Origin of the sequence: Streptomyces sp. NBC_00273 (assembly GCF_036178145.1) — a bacterium.
GTDB lineage: Bacteria > Actinomycetota > Actinomycetes > Streptomycetales > Streptomycetaceae > Streptomyces.
In genome coordinates this window covers 8763728-8782741 of sequence record NZ_CP108067.1, presented here as the reverse complement: position 1 = coordinate 8782741, position 19014 = coordinate 8763728, and the positions used below count along the sequence as shown (strand labels likewise).

Below are 19014 nucleotides of genomic sequence, written 5' to 3'. Positions count from 1 at the left end.
GCTGAGGTTGCCGGATGGATCTTCTTGTACTGGGCGGGACGGCATGGCTGGGCCGTGAGATCACGCGGCAGGCGCTGGCGCGGGGGCACGCGGTGACCTGCCTGGCGCGCGGCGAGAGCGGAGCCGTCGCGCCCGGTGCGCGGCTGGTGGCGGCGGACCGGAACGAGGAGTCCGCCTACGCGGAACTCCTCGACCGCGACTGGGACGCCGTGATCGAGGTGTCCTGGCAGCCGGCCTTCGTCCGCGGCGCGCTCGCGGCCCTCGCGGGGCGGGCCCGGCACTGGACCTACGTCTCCTCCATCAGCGCCTACGCCGACCACAGCACGGTCGGAGCCGACGAGTCGGCCGCGCTGCTCGCGCCGGCCGAGGGCGACCACGTGGAGCGGGAGGAGTACGGGGAGGCCAAGGTCGCCTGCGAGGAGGCTTCGCGCACCGCGGTGGGAGACCGGCTCGTCATCGCCCGGGCCGGCCTGATCGGCGGCCCGGGCGACGCGAGCGGGCGGTCGGGGTACTGGGCGGCACGCTTCGCGCGGGACGTGGACCAGCCCGTGCTCCTCCCCCGGTCCCCCCAGGTGCCGACCCAGGCGATCGACGTGCGCGATCTGGCGGGCTGGCTGCTGGACCTGGCGCAGGAGGGGACCACCGGGACCTTCGACGCCGTCGGTCCCGTCGTCCCCTTCGACGACTGGGTCGGCCTGTCGGCCGGCGTGGCCGGGTACACCGGACCGGTGGCGGAGGCGGACCCGCAGTGGCTCTTCGACCAGGGCGTCGGGCCGTTCATGGGCCCGGAGTCGATGGCCATGTGGATGCCGGATCCGAAGTGGGCCGGTTTCTGCGCCCGCAGCGGAGCCGCGGCGCACGCGGCCGGGCTGCGCGACCGCCCGCGCACGGAGATGCTGGAGGACGTCCTGCGGTGGGAGCGCGCCGAGGGCCTGGAACGCCCCCGCCGGGCGGGTCTGAGCACCGCCCGCGAGCGGGAGCTGCTCACCGCACTCGCCGACGCACCGGAGTGACGCCGCGCGGGGCCCGGGCGGACCACCGGGCCTTCGGTGCGAGCGAGCCGGCTGCGCATCGACCGGGGCGGCCGGCCGCCGCTCCCCACGGAGGTCGCGACACCGGCGGCGGCTCACTCCAGTCCGTACCGCCGGACCGACTCCTCCTCCTGGGCCAGCCGGTGCAGCGCCTTCAGCACCGGCTGGCCCAGGAGGGTCGCCGCCACGAGCGAACGGTGGACCGGGGAGAGTTCCGCCAACTCCCGTGCGGTGGACCAGCCCGGCATCCGTAGCAGCGGGTCGACCTCGGTGCGCGCGGTGACCGTGGCCTCGGCGCCGTCACCGTCGCCGCCGTCACGGACGTCACCGTGGTCACCGCCGCGGCCTGGTCGCGACGGTGACCGCGACGGTGACGGTCCGGGTACAGGTGCCGCTGGGGTAATGGTCCAGCAGGGCGTGGCGCAGCTCGGACTCGAAGGCGCCCTTGCGTGCGCCGAACAGGGCCGGACTGGAGCAGGCGCGGGAGAACTGCAGGCCGATCACCTGGTCCACCGTGCAGCGCGTGGACCGCTCCCACGTGGTGGTCTCGACGCGGGAGAACGCCGACTTCGCCAGGTGGTCCTCCACGTCCCGCACTTCCTCCATGTCCGCCGGTTCGTCGCTCGGTTCGGCCGCCGGTTCGGAGGCCGCTGGCCGCGTCGCCGCTCCGTGCGCCGTGCCGTGGTCGGGTCCGAGGAAGCGGGCGCGCACCTCGTCGACGACGGCCGGCCAGGCCGCCGCCACGGAGGTGACGACGGCGATCCCGCCGCGTGGCGCGAGCATGGCGTCCAGGTCGACCGGCACCCGTACCCGGTCCATCCGGTGGAACGCCCCGCCGATGACGCACAGGTCGATCCGGGGCAGGCACAGCCGGCCGATGCCGGCGGCGTCGCCGCGCAGCCAGGAGATGTTCCTGCGGCCCTGCTCCTCGGCGAGCCTGCACCCTTCGGCGAGCATGGCCGGCTCCGGGTCGACGGCGTAGACGTGCTCGGCCAGCGGCGCCAGCGGCAGGCTGATCGTGCCCGGTCCGGCGCCGAGGTCCAGTACGGTCTGGGAGCCGTCGAGCGCGAACCGGTCCGCGAGGAGCGCGTGGAGCTCCGCCGGGTACGGGGGCCGGTAGCGGGCGTAGTACGGGGCGGCGGACGCGTACGGGGTGCTCATGGGGTCCTCCCTGGCCGGGGCTGCATCCGCCGATGGTGGAGCACAACCCGGCCCTCGGCAGCGTCTGGCCCCGCAAATCCCCCGTACGGATGCCTGCCGTTCACCTACGCCCGGTGTCGGATCACTTCTGCGGGGTCAGCCGCTCCCACAGGAAGGTGTGGACGAGGGCCTCGTTGAAGGCCGTCTGCCGGTGGTCGGTGGCGCCCGCGTGGCCGCCCCCGAGGTGCTCGTGGAAGAGGACGGGATGCCCGTGCTCGCGCAGCCGTGCGGCCATCTTGCGGGCATGGCCGGGATGCACCCGGTCGTCGCGGGTCGAGGTGAGCAGCAGCAGCGGCGGGTACGCGGGCCCGTCCGCCCGGATCTGGTGGTACGGGGAGATCCGCTCCAGGTGCGGCCGGTCGGCCGGGCTGTCGGGATCCCCGTACTCGGCGATCCAGCTGGCCCCGGCCAGCAGCTTGTGGAAGCGCAGCATGTCCAGCAGCGGCACGTGCGCGACGACCGCGCCGAACAGTTCCGGGTCGCGGGTGAGCATGGCGCCCATGAGCAGCCCGCCGTTGCTGCCGCCCTCGATGCCCAGCTGCGCGGGGGTGGTGATGTCCCGGGCGGTGAGGTCCCGGGCGACCGCGGCGAAGTCCTCGTAGGCCCGGACCCGGTTCGCGCCGAGGGCCGCCTTGTGCCAGCCGGGCCCGTACTCGTGCCCGCCCCGGATGCCCGCGACGACGTACGTGCCGCCGCGCGCGAGCCAGGCCCGGCCGGTGACCGCGCTGTACTGCGGGACCATGGAGATCTCGAAGCCGCCGTACCCGTAGAGCAGGGTGGGGCCGGGGCCCGGGCGGTCTTCGGGTCCGACGACGAAGTACGGCACCCTCGTGCCGTCCGCGGAGGTCGCGAAGTACTGGCGCACGGCGAGACCGGCGGTGTCGAAGAGCGCCGGACCCTGCTTGAGGCCCTCGCTCTCGCTGCCGTCGCCGGCCGTGCCCCGGTAGAGGGTGGTGGGCTGGAGGAAGCCCGTGACGTGGTGGAAGTACTCGTCGCCGACGTCGGGGTCCGTGTCAGTGACCGAGGCGGTGGACAGCGGCGGCAGCCCCGGCAGCGGTGCGCGGTGCCAGCCGCCCTCGCCCGGAGTGAGGAGCTCCATCCGGGAGGAGACGTCGGCGCGGGTGCTGAGGATGAGGTGGTTGCGGGTCCAGCTGTACCCGGCGAGCGCGGTGCGCTCGTCCGGTGTGAACAGCACCTCGGCCTCGCGCTCCCCCGCCAGGAAGGCGTCGAGGTCGAAGGCGAGCAGACTGCCCGCGCCATGGCCGAGCCACGGGGACTTGGTGGTGACGGTCAGCCACCGGCGGTGGACGGAGGCGCCCGCGTCGTCCGGGACGTCGATCTTCAGCGGCGGGCCGGCGGCGTCCTCCTGGAGCAGGAAGAGCTCCTGGTTCCAGAAGTCGATCTGCCGGTGGACGAAGTCCCGTGCGAAGCCGGGGGTGTCGTCGTGCCATCCGGAGGCGGACAGGTCCGTCGGCCGGCCCTCGTAGACCAGCTCGGCGTCCGCGAGGGGCGTGCCGCGCCGCCAGCGGCGTACCTGGAGCGGGTAGCCGGACGTGGACATCGAGCCGGCACCGAAGTCCGTTCCGATCCAGACCCGGTCGTGGTCGATCCATCCGATCCGGGTCTTGGCCTCGGCGACGGCGAACCCGTCCTCGACGAACTCCAGGGTCTCCAGGTCGAACTCGCGCACCACGCAGGCGTCCGCGCCGTCCCGGGACAGCAGGACGAGGGCGTGCCGGTGCTCGGGAGCCAGGACCCGGCTGCCCGCCCAGGCCCACTTCTCGCCCTCGGCCTCGGCGAGCGCGTCGAGGTCCAGGAGCACCTCCCAGGCCGGCCGGTCCGTCCGGTACTCCTCCAGCGTGGTCCTCCGCCACAGGCCGCGCACGTGGTCGGCGTCCTGCCAGAAGTTGTAGAGGTGGCCGCCCCGGCGGACGGTGTAGGGGATCCGGCCGTCGTCGTCCAGCACCTCGCGCAGCTCCTGCTCGAGGACCTTGAACCCGGGTGAACCGGTCAGCTCGTCCACGGTCTCGGCATTGCGCTCCCGCACCCAGGCGAGGGCGGCGTCGCCGGATACGTCTTCCAGCCACAGGTAGGGATCTACATCGCTCATCAGGCGATTGTGCAGGAAGCGGGGGCGGGTGTCCGCCGTCCGGCCCCTCTCAGCCGCGGTCGGCCCCTCCCCCCTCGTCGGCCTCTCCGTCCTCGTCGGCCGTCAGGCGGTCGGCCGGGAGGCGGGCGTCGCGCAGCGCCGTGTGCACCGACCAGGTCACCGAGACCAGCGGGACCGCTACCACCGCGCCGACGACACCGGCGGCGATGGCCCCCGCGACCACCGAGATCGCCACCACCAGCGGGTGCAGACTCACCGCCCGGCTCATCACCAGCGGATGCAGCAGATGACCCTCGATCTGGCCGATGACCACGATCAGCGCGACCACCAGGCCCGCGACGAACGGCCCCTTCGCGGCCAGCGCGACCACCGCGGCGACCGCCAGCGCGACCGGCGATCCGACGAGCGGGATGAACGCGGCGAAGAACTCCAGCAGGGCCAGCGGCACGGCCAGCGGGACCCCGAGGAAGTAGAGCGCCAGCCCGACCAGGACCGCGTTCGTCGCCGCGACGAGGACGATCCCGCGGGTGTAGCCGGTGAACGTGCGCCAGGCCGCGCCGCCGGCGATGCCCACGCGGGCGCGCACCGACGGGGGCAGCTGCGCGCAGAACCAGGACCACTGCCGGTCACCGCCGTGCAGGAAGAAGAAGGAGGAGAAGGCCGCGAGGACGAGCACGGTCAGGACCTGCACCAGGCGCCCGGCTCCGCTGAGCGCCTGGCTGAGCAGCGTGGAGCGGTGGCTCGAGAGGTACTCGCCGAGGCGGGACTGGAGGTCGGTGAGCGCGTTCGGGTTCAGCCGGAAGGGTGGTCGCTCCAGGTACTCCTCGATGCTGTCGAGTCCCTCCCGGAACTCCCGGGCCAAGGTGGTGCTCTCCCCGGCCACCGCCGTGCCGACCAGGGCCAGCACGCCCAGCAGGAGCAGCGCGCTGCCGAGGAGGGTGACGGCGACGGCGACCGACCGGGGCAGGACGCGCGCGAGGCGCCGGGTGGGCCACCACAGCAGGGCGGTGACGACGAGCGCGAGGAAGAGTGCCACGGTGATCTCGTGGAAGCGGCCGAGCACGGCGAAGACCGCGTAGACGGCGGCGCCGACCACCAGCAGGCGCCAGGCGTACGACGCTGCCGTACGCAGGAACGCTGACACCGGCGGCATGACCCATGGGTGCCACACCGGGCCGGTGATGCCACGCGCAGGGCTCCGGATTCGCCCGTCCGTGATCGGTACGGGGCCGATGCGTAGAAAATCCGTTGCCCCGGCCGGGACGTCCACGGACGATGGCATCTCGTGAGCACTTCCCGATGGACCGCCCTGCTGCCCGATTTCGCCCCGTTCCGTTCCGGTCGGGACTTCAGGCTGCTGTTCTACCAGGGCACGGTGACGTACTTCGGTTCGTTCATGGCGATGATCGCGCTGCCGCTGCAGATCAAGCACCTGACGGACTCGCCCATGGCGGTCGGTGCGATGGGTGCGGTGGAGCTCGTTCCGCTGGTGGTCTTCGGGCTGTACGGGGGCGCCCTCGCCGACGCGGTCGACCGGCGGCGGATGATCCTGCTGACCGAGGCCGGGCTCGGGGTGCTCGCCCTGGTGCTCCTGGTCAACGCGCTGCTGCCGGATCCGCTGCTGTGGCCGCTGTACGTGGTCGCGGCGGGGGTCTCCGCGCTGAGCGGGCTCCAGCGGCCGGCCCTGGACTCGCTGATGGCGCGGATCGTGCCGCACGAGCAGCTGACGGCCGCCGCGGCGCTCAACGGGCTGCGTTACCAGTTCGGGGCGATCGCCGGTCCGGCGCTGGCCGGTGTGGTCGTCGCCTTCGCCGGTCACGCCGCGGCGTACGCCGTCACCGTGCTCGGTTTCCTCGCCTCGGTGCTGCTGTGCCTGCGGCTCAGTCCGGCGCCGCCGGTGAAGGGGGCCGAACGCCCGTCGTTGCGCGGGATCGCCGAGGGCGCGCGCTACGCGTGGAGCCGGCCCGTCCTGCTGGGGACGTACGCGGTCGACCTGGCGGCGATGTTCTTCGCCTTCCCGAACGCCATCTACCCCTTCCTCGCGGACGAGCTCGACGCGGTCTGGGCGCTGGGGCTGATGTACGCGGCCGGGGCGGTGGGCTCACTGGTGCTCGGCATGACCAGCGGCTGGATGTCCCGGGTACGCCGGCACGGGCTGCTGGTGGTGTTCGGTGCGGCGGTGTGGGGCCTGGCGATCGCAGGGGCCGGCGCGTCCTCCGGCATCTGGCTCGTGCTGCTGTGCCTGGCGGTGGCGGGTGCGGGCGACATGGCGAGCGGGCTGGGCCGGGCGACGATCTGGAACCAGACGATCCCGGAAGAGCTGCGGGGCCGGCTCGCGGGCATCGAGGTGCTCTCGTACAGCGTGGGACCGCAGCTCGGGCAGGTCCGGGCGGGCACGATGGCCGGCTGGACCGGTACCCGATCGGCCTTCTGGGGCGGCGGGCTGGCCTGTGTGGCGTCGGTGGCGGTGCTGGCCGCCCTGCTGCCGAAGCTGATCTCCTACGACGCCGACACCGATGAGGACGCGCTGCGCCGCCGGGCGGCCCGGGAGGCGGAGCGGTCCGGCGCGCCCGCCTGAGGCCGGGACCGGCTCAGACACCGCGGGTCGCGGTGATCCTCCCGTCGGCGACGGCGGCGGTCAGCAGCGCGTGATCGGCGCGGGTGCGGTCCGCGTAGCGGAGCGCGAAGCCGGCCACGGCGCGGTCGAAGGTGTCGGCGCCCCCGAGGTAGCCCGCGATGGCGATGCGGTCGCCGGTGCGGGCGTGGGCGCGGGCCAGGGCCCTGGCGCACAGCTCGGCGTACCGGGCGAGCAGGCCCGGGGGCATGCCGGTGAGATCGGCCGACCCCTTCATGTCGCGCAGCTGCCGGCCGTAGAAGTGGCGCCCGGCGGGTCCGGTCGTCCAGCCGAGGAAGATGTCGCCCGCGGCCTGCATGCGGCGCTGGCCCGCGACCACCCGGTGCCCTTGGTGCTCGTGCCCGTCGTCCGGGAGGTGGCCCTGCAGGACGGACGGCACGGCTTCCTTGATCTGTAGGAAGAGCGGGTCGTCGGCGTCGCGTCCGAGGAGCAGCACGATGAAGCAGCGGGTCCCCACGCTGCCGACGCCGACCACCTTGCGCGCCACGTCGGCGAACCGGAAGCGGTCCAGCAGGAGGCGGCGTTCCTCGGGGAGGGTGCTGCGGTACTTGTCGAAGATCTCGTCGACCTCCCGTGAGTCCGCCCGGGCGAGGGGCTCCAGCAGCGGCGGGTCGTGGATGATCCGCCGGCGTCCGCCCTGGACCTCGGTGAGTTTGCCGAGCGCGCGCAGGCTGGTGCGGCGGCGGGCGCGCGCCAGGTTGGCCTCCACCCGGTCGCGCAGTTCGCGCTTGCGGATGAGGGGCAGCAGGTCGGCGGTGTCGGTCCGGTGGTACCAGACGTCCAGCTCGCGGTGTCCGGCGAGCTCCCGGATCGTCTCCCGGTAGGCCCGGGCAGCGCCGAGGGCCGCTCGCGCGGCGCGGTCGTCGCCGTGCCCGTTGTCGCGGGCGGCCACCGCGACGCTCGCGGCGAGCCGTTTGACGTCCCATTCGAAGGGGCCGGGGAAGGTCTCGTCGAAGTCGTTGAGATCGAAGAGCAGGGCGCGTTCCGGCGAGGCGAACATGCCGAAGTTCAGCAGGTGTGCGTCCCCGCACAGCTGGACGGTCAGGCCGGTCTGCGGTGCGGTGGCCAGGTCGGCGGCCATGACGGAGGCCGCGCCCCGCAGGAAGGCGAGGGGCGAGGCCGCCATCCGGCCGTAGCGGATCGGCAACAGTTCGGGCACCCGGTCGGTGGCCTGCCGCTGCAGTACCCCGACGGGATCGGGCCGGTCCGGCGAGGCGGTCCACCGCCCGTGCGCGGCACGGCCGGTGATCTTGCGGACGGCCCGTCCGCGCCGGAGCCGCTCAGCTGGACTGGTCATGCGCCGCTCCTCCTCGCCGGTCCCTCCTCATCCTCGCCGCACGGGTCCGGTCCCGCATGTCGCCGTCCCCGGAGCGGTCCGGGACGGCTCCGGTCAGCCCTCGTTCTCGGCGAGGATCCGGTCGGCCGCGAAGTGCGGGCAGTTGAGGGCGTGCCAGGTCACGGACAGTGACCCCGCTCCGGTCCGCAGGGTCCGCACCACTCCGTCGGCGGCGGTGGCCTTGCAGAAGGGGCACATGACGGTCTCCGGGCGCAGTAGATCGAACATGCCGTGTCCTTCCCGCAGCTTTCTCACACCGGACCAGTCCAGAACTATCAAATCCGGCGCCATTCGGCCGCAGTACCCACAAGTACGGATGGATATCTGGGGCCATGACCGCACGGAAAGTGCGGTGGGACGGGAAGCGGGAGGCATCCGCGGGCGGCCGCCCCGGTCGGCGAGGACCCTTGCGGCGGACCGGAGTTCGCCCTCGGAGCGGGGGCGGAGCGGCCGGTCCCGCCGTCACCCCGGCGTGGCGGGTGACGTCGTACGGGTTGCGCGGGACCGGGGCGGTGACGGGCGCGGACCGAAACCTTTCCGGTCCGGCTCGGGAACGCGCTCGCCCCTCCCCCCAGGAGCTGGTCCAGGGGGTGCCGCAGGCGGCCCCATCGTGGCGCCCTCGCTTGCGCCCCCGCTTGCGCCCGCGCGCGGGAGCCGGTAGCGGTACGGGCGCGGCCTGCTCAGTTCGCGCAGTCCGTGTCCCGGGCCGGACGGCGGCCGCTCGTGAGGAACTCGGTGACGGCGCGGTCGCCGCACGCGTTGCCGTTGCCGAGGTACAGCCCGTGGCCGCCCTGCTCGACGGTCACCAGCCGGGCCCGGTCGCCCAGCGCCTCGCGCATCTTCAGGCCCCCGGAGAGCGGGGTGGCAGGATCCCGGCGGCTCTGGAGCATGAGGATGTTGGACGGGCCGTCGTCGGTGATCCGGGTCGGCTTCTGCACGGGGGTCTGCCAGAAGGAACAGGGCAGTACGTTCACCGGCATGCCGGCCGTCAGCGGGTACCGGGCGCGGTCCGCGTCGACCGCCCGCCGGTACGCGCCCACGGACGCGTCCGGCCACGCCACGTCGTTGCAGATGACGCTGACCATGAGCGCGGCGTCCTCGTTCCGGATGGGCGCGGCGAGCTCCTTGGGGAGCACCGGGGTCCCCGCCGGGTCCTGCGCCGCCTGCACGAGCCGGGCGAAGGGGGCGAAGGCGGCGTCGGCGTAGAGCGCGTTCTGCAGGGCCTGGCGCAGGCCGTTGCCGGTCAGCGGCACTCCGGGGGTCGTCGTCGTCCTCGGTTCGCGGTCCAGCCGGGCCGCGAGCGAGACGACGAGCGGCTCCACCTCCTGCGCCGCCGCGGCCAGTCGCAGGCCGTCCCGGTCCCGGTCGGGGTGGGTCGCCCAGGCCGCGAAGTCGGGGAAGCGGTCCGCCGCGCCCTGCGACATGTTCGCCAGCCAGCCGCGGGCGACCCGCTTCGGGTCGGGGTCGCCGCTGCTGTCGAGGACCCAACGGTCGGTGTGCCGGGGATACTTCTGCGCGTACACGGCTCCCACGTAGGTCCCGTACGAGGTGCCCCAGGCGGAGAGCTTCCGCTCGCCGAGCGCCTCGCGGAAGCGGTCCATGTCGCGGACCTGGTTGGCCGTGGTGAAACTGCGCAGCTCGGGGCCACCGCTGCGGGCGCAGGCCTCGGCGATGCGCCGGGACCGGGCGATGTTCTCGGTGATCTCGCCGTTCGGGCCCGGCCAGGAGCGCAGGCTGGTCAAGTACCGGTCTTCGGGGGCGAGGTCGCAGCTCGCGGTGGTACTGGCGCCCACTCCGCGCGGATCGAAGGCGACGAGGTCGTAGGCCCCGGCGAGCTCCCGCCGCAGCGCGTCGGCCTTCTGCGTCAGGCGCTGCACTCCGGATCCGCCCGGTCCGCCGGGTATCACGACGAGCGTGCCGCGCCGCGCCTCGGGGCGGTCGCTGCGGATCCGGGAGACGGCGACGGTGAGCTGCCGGCCGTCGGGATCGTCGTAGTCGAGCGGGACGGGCAGCTCGGCGCACTCCTGGGCGGCGGGCGCGTCCGGATGGGTACAGCGGTGCCAGTCGAGCTGCGGGGCGGCGGGGGCGGGCCGGGCCACGGCCGGGGCGGCGGTGGCGGTCAGAGAGGCCGCCACGGTGGCCGTGGCGAGGGCGAGGAGCAGGGCCTTGTGCGGGTAAGTCGTCATGGCACAAGCCTTGTTGATCTCACCGCGGGGTCCCATCCGGCTTCCCGGTCGGCTGCGCTGGGGCTAACCCCCCGGTCCCGCGCCCCGGCACCTCAGGGCAGCGGCACGCCCCGGGCCGTGATCCAGAGCTCGTACCACTCCTCGTGCGTGAGCTCGGGCTCCCGTAGCGCCGCGTCGCGGCAGGCACGGATCCGCTCGGGGCGCGCACTGCCGATGACCGGCGCGATGGCGGCGGGGTGCCGCATCAGCCACCACAGCAGGACCGACTCCGGCGTGGTGTCCTTCTGCCGGGCCAGCTCGGCCAGCAGTTGCGCGGTGGCCCGCTCGGCGGGCGTCTCCTCGCGTCCGGTGAAGCGGCCCTGCGCCAGAGCGCCCCAGGCCTGGAGGCGGATGCCGTGGTCGCGGCAGTGCTCCAGCGTGCCGAACGGGAACCCGTTCTGCGCGGATTCCGGTGTGTTGAGCAGGACTCCGGCCTCGACCCAGGCACGGCTGTGCAGGCTCATCTCCAGCTGGTTCGCCACCAACGGCACGTCGAGCCGGGCCTGGAGGTGGGCGATCTGCGCGGCGCCCATGTTGGACACGCCGAAGCCCCGTACGAGGCCCTGGCGGTGCAGGGAGGTCAGCGCGGAGGCGATCGAGTCCACGTCCGCCAGCGGATCGGGGCGGTGCAGCAGGAGGACGTCGATCACATCGGTCCGCAGCCGGATCAGGCTCTCCTCGACGCGCCGCGCGATGCTCTCCCCGCGCAGGTCGTACGTCCCCGGGCGGTCCTTGTCGCCCAGCCGGATCCCGCACTTGGTCTGGAGCGTGATGCGCTCGCGCAGCCCGGGCGTGCGCGCGAGCACCTCGCCGAAGACGGCCTCGGCCTTCCCGTGCCGGTAGATGTCGGCGTGGTCGAAGGTGGTGATCCCGCTGTCGAGGGCGGCGGCTACGGCCGCCTCGGCGGCGTCGATGTCCGCGGGCCCGTACGGGTCGGGGTCCCAGCTCCCGCCCAGGCCCATGCACCCGTACAGCACCCGGTCACCGCTCGGTCTCGTACTCGCGTTCGTCACCACCCCACCCTAGGCCCTGTCGTCAGAGTCCCGTCGGGCCCTACGCCGCCTGGCACCACCGCCCCCGGCGGGAACAGCCCCAGCAGACCCCGCCCGAGACCCCGACCGCGCCGGAGCGGTAGGGGTCGGGCCCTGCCCACGTGCGGCTACACCGCTGCGACGACCGGGCCCCGCGCGGCCCTCGCGTGCTGCATGGCCGTCAGCCTGCGGACGAAGAGCAGGGCGAGGACGGCGGCCACGATGTCGAGGACGTCACCGGCCAGCATCGTCGTGGCGGCGTTGCGCACGGCCTCGGTGGTCTCGGCGCTGGCGTAGGAGCGGCCTCCGTACCATCCCAGGACCTTGGAGAGCACGAAGGTGCCCCACCAGAGGTTGACCAGTGTCAACCGGAACCACGGGCGCTGTCCGTCAGCGCCGAAGGGCGTGCTCGACATCCAGGTGGTGACGGCGATCCGGTACGGCAGCACGAGGTTGGCGAGCGGTATGAACCAGGCGCCGATGGCCCAGCCCCGCGGGAGCTTGTCCGCGCCCGGGGCGAAGGCCTCGGCGTTCGTGCGGACCCGGTGGAACCAGATGATGAAGACGATGCCGGTCACGATGGCGACTTGGCCCTGGAACATGCCGGCTCTGGCCGCCAGACGGTCGGCCTGGTCCAGCTCGGCATCGCTGACCGCGGCGGAATCCGCCAACAGCCTTTCCAAGATCGAGCGGGAGTTCCAGTCGACGTACGCGGCGAAGACGTCGAACCCGATGACCAGGGCGAACAGCGCGGTCAGTGCGATGGCCAGGCCCACGGGCGGGCGCGGCCGTACGGCCTTCACAAGGGGTGCGACGTACGGGGAAGGCGGCGGCGGGCCGACCGGAACTGCGGACATGCTGAAGAAACCCCCCAGGGGAACAGAACACGAGGTGACGCGCCGGACCGGCGGGCCAGGAAGGAACCTACGCCAGTCGATCGCTCCGCGTCACGCGCGTTTGGCCTGGTCCTACGACGTGTAGCGCACGGCGTGCGGAGGGATGCGGAAGGAGTCATGCCGGGCCCGATGCACGGTCTGACCGGCTCATACCCAATGATGTCCGAATGCAGAGACACACGGAGACCGGGCGGTGGTCGCGGCGGCGGTCGCTCCGCCGCCGGTTCGGCCGCACGGCGGCGACCCTGAGCCTGTTGACCGCGGTGGCGTGCACGTCGGCGCAGGCACCGGATTCGGCCACGGGCTCCGGTATGGGTGCCGGGAAGGCCGACGAGGTCTCCGTGGCCACCTGGAACATGTGCGGGGTGCGGCAGTGGAGCTGTGAGAAGACCGGGGGCCCGAAGGAGAAGCTCCAGCAACTGCGCGACCTGATCGGCGATTCCGGCGTCCAGGTCCTGCTCCTGCAGGAGGTGTGCTCCGAGGACCTGCAGTCCTTCGCCCGCAGCCTCGGCCCGCAGTGGCACTCGGCCTTCGAGCCGTACGCCGAGGTCGACTCGGCGGGCGGCCGTACGCCCGTCGGCTGCACCGGGCAGGGCCGGGGCCAGGCGGGCTACGGTCTGCTGGCCGGCTCCCCGCTCGCCGACGTGGAGGCGATACCGAGCGAGCAGCCGACGGTGGGCCTGCACCGCGGGATCCTGTGCGCGCGGGTCCCGGCCCAGCGGCTGCGGGTGTGCAACGCGCACCTCTCGCTGCGGGAGAGCGACGCCGACCACCCGGACTGGGACTTCCGAGACGACCAGCTGAGCTCGCTGGTCGCCGCCGCGTCGACGGACGCCGCCACGGTCTTCGGCGGGGACTTCAACACCCCGCCGCCGGTGAGCGACCGGAACGCCTCCGCCTGGATCTGGCCCTCGGAGGCGTACACCACGTACCGCGAGTGCGACCAGAAGGGCGGCTCGAAGAAGGGACGCGCCACCCTCAAGGACGGCACGAAGATCGACTACTTGTTCACCCAGCTCACCCGCACCGCCTGCGAGGTGGTGGACACCAAGGCGTCCGACCACCGGCCGCTGGTGATGCGGGTGACCCGTCCCGAGGACCCGGCCACGATCAGTACCGTGGGCTGAAGAAGGCCCCCTGGGCGGGCACGGGGTAGGAGTTCATGATCAGGGTGAAGGGGACGGCCGTCCAGGGGGAGGCGTTGCCGACGGCGTCCACCGCGATGGCTTCGACGAAGTGGTCGCCCTGGTTCCAGGCCCAGCCGGGCTCCCACATCCAGCTGCCGTCGGCCCGTACCTCGCACGTCCCCAGGGCCGCTCCGCCCTCCTGGAAGTCCACGCGGACGGCGCCCGGGGCGTAGCCCGCGAAGCCGACGGCGGGGCCCGGAAGCTGCTGGTGGGCGGCCGGGGCGGTCACCGACAGCACGAGGCGCTGCGCCGGCCTGGGCATCGGCGCGGGCGCGGGGTCGTACTCGGGCAGGGACGCGGACGCGTTCTCGACGGCCGTGAAGACCGCTTCGGTGCGCTCGGTCTGGTAGTTGTTCGCGTCGGCGGCGAACAGCCTGACGACGTGCCTCCCCTTGGGCCAGGGGCTGCTGCGTTCCCAGACCCACGTGCCGTCCGCGGCGACGGGCGCGGAGCCCTTGTGCTTGCCGTCCTGCCAGAAGCTGACGCGGACGGCGCCCACGGCGGTGCCGGTGAAACGGACCATGTTCGCGGGGACCCGCTCCTCCGTCGTCGGCGTGAGCACCACCGGCCGGGGGAAGGACTCGTCCTTCTGCACCAGGGAGGTCTGGGTCAGGAACGCGTCGATGGCCGACGTGTCGCGCTTGGGCTCCTCGTAGCCGTTGCGGACCATGCCGAACCGGGGGGCGATGCCCTCGACGAGGAGGTTCAACAGCCCTATCAGGGTGGGGAGGTTGCGCAGGGTGACTTTCCCGTGGTCGGTGATGAGGGGAGAGTCGTTGTAGACGAAGTTGAAGTTCTCGTGCGCCTGGAACAGCCTGACGTACGGCTCCACCTGGCTCGCGTACTGCTCGTCCTGGGGCGAGGTGACCAGGTAGATGTTGGCGGAGCGGTTCGCTCCGCTGTGCACCAGGTCGGGGAGGACCGAGTCGAGGACCCGTACGTTGTGCTCCGTCGCCTCGCCCATCATCACTCGGACCGCCTCGGGGTTGCCCTCTGCGACGCGGGTGCCGATCTGGAACTGGGGCACGCTGGCCACGATGTTCCTGAAGCCGTACTTGAGGCCGAAGAACAGGGCCGCGCTGCCGCCCTTGGAGCTGCCGAACATGGTCACTTGGTCCGGCGAGAGGGACAGGGCGCCCATGACGCGCGAGATGAGCCCGGCGACGGACTGCTCCAGGGAGAAGTCCATCCCCTTGCACAGGTAGTAGGTGTTGGCGCCGTCGAACAGGTCGCGGACCCACAGGATGTTGGAGCGGAGCAGGTCGAGCTTGCCGTTGGCCCAGCCGTACTCGTTGGTCGCGTAACGGTTCGCGAAGACGACGACCAGATGGCGGTTGCCGTTGCGCGCGTGGGAGAACCGGTACTCGATGGGCACCGCCCCGGAGGAGTCCACGCCGGTGAAGACGCGGCGCGCGCTCTGGGCTGTCTTAGACATGCTCGGAATCCATTCTTCTCGCCGGCTGGCGCGGCACCTGACCGAGGGTGCCTCCGTTCCAGGGACCTGCCTGACCTGCCTGACCCGTCTGCCCCGCCCCGCCCTGCGGACCCGCCGGACCCGTCGCGCGGCCGCGGACGGCTCCGACGGCGGGGGCCTGCGCCCGGGCGGGGTCGAGGTCCCCTCCGGCGATCAGGATGCGGTCGGTGAGCCTGGCCGAGGCGTAGCCGTCGTCGAGGTCGCAGAACTCCTGCTGGAACCAGCGGTAGCGGGCGGCGTAGCCGTGCTGGATGCGGTCGATGTTGCGGATCGCCCCGATCAGCTCCGGGGAGGAGTACACGAGCGGCCCGGGCGCGGACTGCTCGAAGTCGAAGTAGAAGCCGCGCAGGGTGTCGCGGTAGTGGTCCAGGTCGTAGGTGAAGAAGAGGATCGGCCGCCCGGTGTTGACGAAGTCGAACATCAGGGAGGAGTAGTCCGTGATCATCACGTCCGCGATGAGCGAGAGGTCCGCCATGTCCGGGTAGTCGGACACGTCGAAGACGAAGCCGTCGCCGGCGCCCGGTACGGGGTCCACCACGTTGGGGTGGCGCCGCACCAGCAGGACGTGGTCGTGGCCCAGCTGCGCCTTGGCCTCGTCGAGGTCGATGCGGAAGTCGAGCTTGTACTTTCCGGGTGCGTAGAACTGGTCGTCGCGCCAGGTCGGCGCGTACATGATGGCCTTCTTGCCGGGCGGCAGGCCGATGCGGCGGCGCACTTCGGCCGCCCGCTGCCCGGAGTCCGCGCGGCGCAGGACGTCGTTGCGCGGGTAGCCGCTCTCGACCATCTCGCCGGGGAACTGGAAGGCCCGCTTGAGGATCGGGGTGCTGAAGCTGTTCGGGGACACCAGCATGTCCCAGTTCTGCACCTCCTTCTCCACGCGCTCCAGGTACCGCTTGTCCGCGAAGTGCACGGCTTCGATGTCGTGTCCGATGCGCTTGAGCGGGGTGCCGTGCCAGGTCTGCACGACGACCTGTCCCTCGCGCTTCTCGAACCAGTCCGGCAGGTGGTTGTTGGCCACGACGTACTTCGCCCGGGCCATGGCCTCGTACCAGTCGGGGGACCACATGCGCACGGGCCGTGCGGTGGGGGGAACGTCCACCTGGTCGTCGCGCACCACCCACAGGTGTTCGAGGTCCAGGCCCCGGCGGACCATCTCCTCGTGCAGCGCGCGCGGGCTGTCGGAGTACTGGGTCCCCTTGAAGGCGTCGAAGAGCACGGCCTGCATCACGGGCTTGCGGCGGGCCGCCGGATACGTCTTGGTGCGCATCAGCTTCTGCCGGTAGGGGCCGCGGGCCTCGTCCGGCATCGCCGAGTGGACCAGCAGCGAGAGCCGGTCGTAGGCCTCCGACTGCAGCTCGTAGCGGCGCTCGTTGCTGGCCATGTCCCGGGGCAGGGTGGGGATCAGATCCTGCGTCATCTTGATCATGAGGTCGCCGGTGCGGTTCTCCGGGGTGACCGCGGAGGGGTCCTGGCGGCGCAGGAAGAAGTCCCAGCGGCCGGAGGCCAGCGGGATGTCGCCGGCCAGCGTGCGCATCGCGGCGGGGGTGACGACGAAGCGGAACTCGTCGCCGTACCAGGTGATCGGGGCGACGCGTTCGGCGCCGTGCGCGCGGGAGCGTACGACGACGTGCGCCATGGCGTACTCGGACGCGTCGAGCATGTCCTGCGCGGCGTAGCCGACGACGACCTCCAGCGAGCCGTCGTCGCGCCAGGTGGCGGACTTGGCCAGCGGCAGGGTGTCCCGTTCGAACAGCACCACGTAGCCGGAGCCGTTGCGGTGCACGAAGACCTCGCGGTCCCCGCCCTCGGTCTGCAGCCCGGCCGGCATCCGGTAGTGGCCGTCGGTGGCGTCCTCCGCCATGACGGGGTAGATGGCCGCCTTGCGTCCCTCGACGTGGAAGGTGGTCTTCCAGCCGTTGGCACCGGTGTTCCAGGTCTCCGGGACCCCGTCCGAGGAATTGGTGCGGTGTCCGGGAACGAGCGCCTTGACCGGGATGCGGGTGACGAAGAGGTACCATCCCTCGCCGCCGGGCGTGAAGTTGACCCACGAGTCGTGGCGGCCGGCGCCGCTCATGCTGGTCACCCGGAACTTGGCCCACTCGGGGAGCTTGGGACCGAGGTAGACACCGCCGAGCTCGATGTGGTCACCGACCATGCGGTGCCGGGTGATGCGGCAACGGACCGTCTCGACGCGGAGCTTGAGCTTGCCCTGGAGGAAGAGGGGCACGACGCGGACGTTCTTGTCCACGTACCGGTAGGGCGGGTTGGCGGCGCTGCCGGCGCCGCCCCGGGCTATGCCCTTGTAGCGGAACAGGCCGCGGCTCAGGACGCCCGCCGCGACGTCCCAGGTCCCCTCGACCCACTCGCCCTTGCGCTTGAGGCGGCTGGTGTCGAAGCTGACCTGGAAGCCGGACCAGTCGTAGCAATAGCGGTTCTGGTTCGAGTACTCGGTGGCCTGCGGGTAATAGGTGGTCTTCGCCTTGGCGACGACCACGCGGCCCTGCTTCTTGTTGCGCAGCGCGATCGCCTTCATCGACATGTGCCGCTTGTGCACGTTGATGAAGCGGACGTACGCGGACCCCTCCAGGGTCAGGTGGTCGTTGTCGTCCCAGGCCGCCCGGATCAGCGAGCCGTGGAGCGAGAGTTCCTTGTCGAGCCGGTAGGCGCTCTTGTCGAGGCCGATCGAACGGTCGCCGAGGTAGGGGTAGTTGAGGTAGCGGTGGAAGCGTCGCTGGACGGGCAGGGGCCCGCCCTTGCGCTCGAACTCGACGACGTCGAGCAGTTCCTTCAGGCGCCCCTCGCGCACCAGGAGCCACTTGACCCGGGCGTCGGCGGGAAGGTCCTGGATGATGTCGGCGTCGGCCTCGTCCAGGAACTCGTTCGCCCACTGCATGAAGGCGTCCTGGTACTCCTCGTCGGCGTCCGGCAGCACCTTCAGGTGCAGCATCAGGTCCGACTTCAGGCAGGCCAGGTCGTACTTGCGCTTGTGGTCCGAGTAGGACCGGGCACGGTGGCCGGCGAGGAAGCGGCTGACCGACTGGACCGCGGAGACGCGGTCCTGGAGGTTGCTGAACTCGGTGTGCCGCTGGGTGATGGAGGGGGCCGCGCCACCCTCGCGCCGCCGCCAGAAGTAGACGATGTCCGTGAGGATGTCGACCTTGGCGGCCCGGAAGTGGGCGAACATGTTGACCCAGGAGTCCTCGTACATGACGCCCTCGGGGAACGCGATGTAGTGGTAGTCCCAGAAGGACCGGCGGAACACCTTGTTCCACACGGTGCGGTCGTAGATGAGGTCCGGCAGCTTGGTGATGTGCGTGCCGCGCCGGCTCTTCTGCATGGGCGCCTTGTGCAGGGGGGACTGCCACCTCTTGGTGGAGTTCATCATCTGCACGTTGCCCGACACGAAATCGGAACCGGAGCTTTCGAGGGTCTGCACGAGCAGCTCGTAGGCGTACTCGGGTATGACGTCGTCGCCGTCGACGAACGCGAGGAATTCGGCCTGCGGATGAGCGGCTCGAATGCCGACATTACGGGCATGCCCCGGCCCCATCGAATCCTGGCGCAGGAGCTTGAACCTGGGGTCGCGGCGGGCGAAGTCGGCGGCTATGGCCGTCGAGGAGTCGGTCGAGCCGTCATCGACCATGATCACTTCGAGTGCCGAGAACGTCTGCCGGGCTATCGATTCCAGACATTCCTGGAGGTATATCTCAACGTCCTGGAAGGGCACGACAACACTCAGGCGGGGCATACCTGCCACTCAGAAAGCTCCTCGATAGACACACTTCTCACGGCGCACCGGAAGTTGCCGGGACGCACCGCCAGACCCGCCCCTGAATCTGGTCACCCACCGCTCCCCGAACACTCGACCAGCCCCACCGCAGTCGACCGC

Annotated in this window: 13 protein-coding genes and 1 pseudogene; 3 read left to right on the top strand and 11 right to left on the bottom strand. The window is 72.0% G+C overall.

The genetic code is table 11. The features are described from left to right. The first annotated feature begins 14 nt into the window (after positions 1–14). Positions 15–1013, top strand: a complete 999-nt coding sequence (locus tag OG386_RS39310; RefSeq protein ID WP_328792101.1) for an NAD-dependent epimerase/dehydratase family protein — start codon at positions 15–17, stop codon at positions 1011–1013. Between the two features lie 113 nt (positions 1014–1126). Here the strand turns inward: OG386_RS39310 and OG386_RS39305 are convergent. The 4 genes and pseudogenes from OG386_RS39305 to OG386_RS39290 all read right to left on the bottom strand — a co-directional run. Further along, positions 1127–1333: pseudogene (locus OG386_RS39305) on the bottom strand (MerR family transcriptional regulator); the annotation flags it as partial. 31 nt (positions 1334–1364) lie between these two features. Beyond that, complete coding sequence (locus OG386_RS39300; protein ID WP_328792100.1) at positions 1365–2192, bottom strand: class I SAM-dependent methyltransferase; 828 nt, start codon at positions 2190–2192, stop codon at positions 1365–1367. Positions 2193–2313: 121 nt separating this feature from the next. Next, the gene (locus tag OG386_RS39295) at positions 2314–4341 is read right to left on the bottom strand and encodes a prolyl oligopeptidase family serine peptidase (protein ID WP_328792099.1); all 2028 of its coding nucleotides are present in this window, start codon (positions 4339–4341) and stop codon (positions 2314–2316) included. 49 nt (positions 4342–4390) lie between these two features. Continuing rightward, a complete protein-coding gene (locus tag OG386_RS39290) occupies positions 4391–5494 on the bottom strand; it encodes an AI-2E family transporter (protein ID WP_328792098.1) in 1104 nt (367 codons plus the stop codon). Between the two features lie 132 nt (positions 5495–5626). Between OG386_RS39290 and OG386_RS39285 the strand changes: the two genes are divergently transcribed. Beyond that, entirely contained in the window at positions 5627–6919 is a 1293-nt protein-coding gene (locus OG386_RS39285) for an MFS transporter (protein ID WP_328792097.1), read from the top strand. A gap of 13 nt (positions 6920–6932) precedes the next feature. On the opposite strand, the gene OG386_RS39280 is transcribed toward OG386_RS39285, so the two are convergent. The 5 genes from OG386_RS39280 to OG386_RS39260 form a co-directional block, all read right to left on the bottom strand. Then, positions 6933–8273: a DUF2252 domain-containing protein gene (locus OG386_RS39280; RefSeq protein ID WP_328792096.1), complete on the bottom strand. Its 1341-nt coding sequence runs from the start codon at positions 8271–8273 to the stop codon at positions 6933–6935. Between the two features lie 93 nt (positions 8274–8366). Further along, entirely contained in the window at positions 8367–8540 is a 174-nt protein-coding gene (locus tag OG386_RS39275) for a hypothetical protein (RefSeq protein ID WP_328792095.1), read from the bottom strand. A gap of 452 nt (positions 8541–8992) precedes the next feature. Next, complete coding sequence (locus tag OG386_RS39270; RefSeq protein ID WP_328792094.1) at positions 8993–10498, bottom strand: alpha/beta hydrolase; 1506 nt, start codon at positions 10496–10498, stop codon at positions 8993–8995. A gap of 92 nt (positions 10499–10590) precedes the next feature. After that, positions 10591–11550 carry an aldo/keto reductase gene (locus tag OG386_RS39265; protein ID WP_328792093.1) on the bottom strand — a complete coding sequence of 320 codons (960 nt, stop codon included), beginning with the start codon at positions 11548–11550 and terminating at the stop codon, positions 10591–10593. Positions 11551–11696: 146 nt separating this feature from the next. Continuing rightward, on the bottom strand, positions 11697–12425 hold the full coding sequence (locus OG386_RS39260; protein ID WP_328792092.1) for a DUF4328 domain-containing protein: 729 nt from the start codon (positions 12423–12425) through the stop codon (positions 11697–11699). Between the two features lie 206 nt (positions 12426–12631). Here OG386_RS39260 and OG386_RS39255 point away from each other — a divergent pair, with 206 nt between their 5' ends. Beyond that, positions 12632–13591, top strand: a complete 960-nt coding sequence (locus tag OG386_RS39255) for an endonuclease/exonuclease/phosphatase family protein (RefSeq protein ID WP_328792090.1) — start codon at positions 12632–12634, stop codon at positions 13589–13591. Here the strand turns inward: OG386_RS39255 and OG386_RS39250 are convergent. Next, a complete protein-coding gene (locus OG386_RS39250; protein ID WP_328792089.1) occupies positions 13575–15086 on the bottom strand; it encodes a hypothetical protein in 1512 nt (503 codons plus the stop codon). The two genes, OG386_RS39255 and OG386_RS39250, sit on opposite strands and share 17 nt — an antisense overlap. Then, complete coding sequence (locus OG386_RS39245) at positions 15079–18873, bottom strand: bifunctional glycosyltransferase/CDP-glycerol:glycerophosphate glycerophosphotransferase (protein WP_328793517.1); 3795 nt, start codon at positions 18871–18873, stop codon at positions 15079–15081. The genes OG386_RS39250 and OG386_RS39245 overlap by 8 nt, the downstream gene beginning before the upstream one ends. Positions 18874–19014 lie beyond the last annotated feature (141 nt).

Bases quoted from the DNA above. Each gene is read 5' to 3' on its own strand.
- OG386_RS39310 (WP_328792101.1), top strand. From the start codon at position 15: ATGGATCTTCTTGTACTGGGCGGGACGGCATGGCTGGGCCGTGAGATC.
- OG386_RS39300 (WP_328792100.1), bottom strand. From the start codon at position 2,192: ATGAGCACCCCGTACGCGTCCGCCGCCCCGTACTACGCCCGCTACCGG.
- OG386_RS39295 (WP_328792099.1), bottom strand. From the start codon at position 4,341: ATGAGCGATGTAGATCCCTACCTGTGGCTGGAAGACGTATCCGGCGAC.
- OG386_RS39290 (WP_328792098.1), bottom strand. From the start codon at position 5,494: ATGCCGCCGGTGTCAGCGTTCCTGCGTACGGCAGCGTCGTACGCCTGG.
- OG386_RS39280 (WP_328792096.1), bottom strand. From the start codon at position 8,273: ATGACCAGTCCAGCTGAGCGGCTCCGGCGCGGACGGGCCGTCCGCAAG.
- OG386_RS39275 (WP_328792095.1), bottom strand. From the start codon at position 8,540: ATGTTCGATCTACTGCGCCCGGAGACCGTCATGTGCCCCTTCTGCAAG.
- OG386_RS39270 (WP_328792094.1), bottom strand. From the start codon at position 10,498: ATGACGACTTACCCGCACAAGGCCCTGCTCCTCGCCCTCGCCACGGCC.
- OG386_RS39260 (WP_328792092.1), bottom strand. From the start codon at position 12,425: ATGTCCGCAGTTCCGGTCGGCCCGCCGCCGCCTTCCCCGTACGTCGCA.
- OG386_RS39255 (WP_328792090.1), top strand. From the start codon at position 12,632: ATGCAGAGACACACGGAGACCGGGCGGTGGTCGCGGCGGCGGTCGCTC.
- OG386_RS39250 (WP_328792089.1), bottom strand. From the start codon at position 15,086: ATGTCTAAGACAGCCCAGAGCGCGCGCCGCGTCTTCACCGGCGTGGAC.
- OG386_RS39245 (WP_328793517.1), bottom strand. From the start codon at position 18,873: ATGCCCCGCCTGAGTGTTGTCGTGCCCTTCCAGGACGTTGAGATATAC.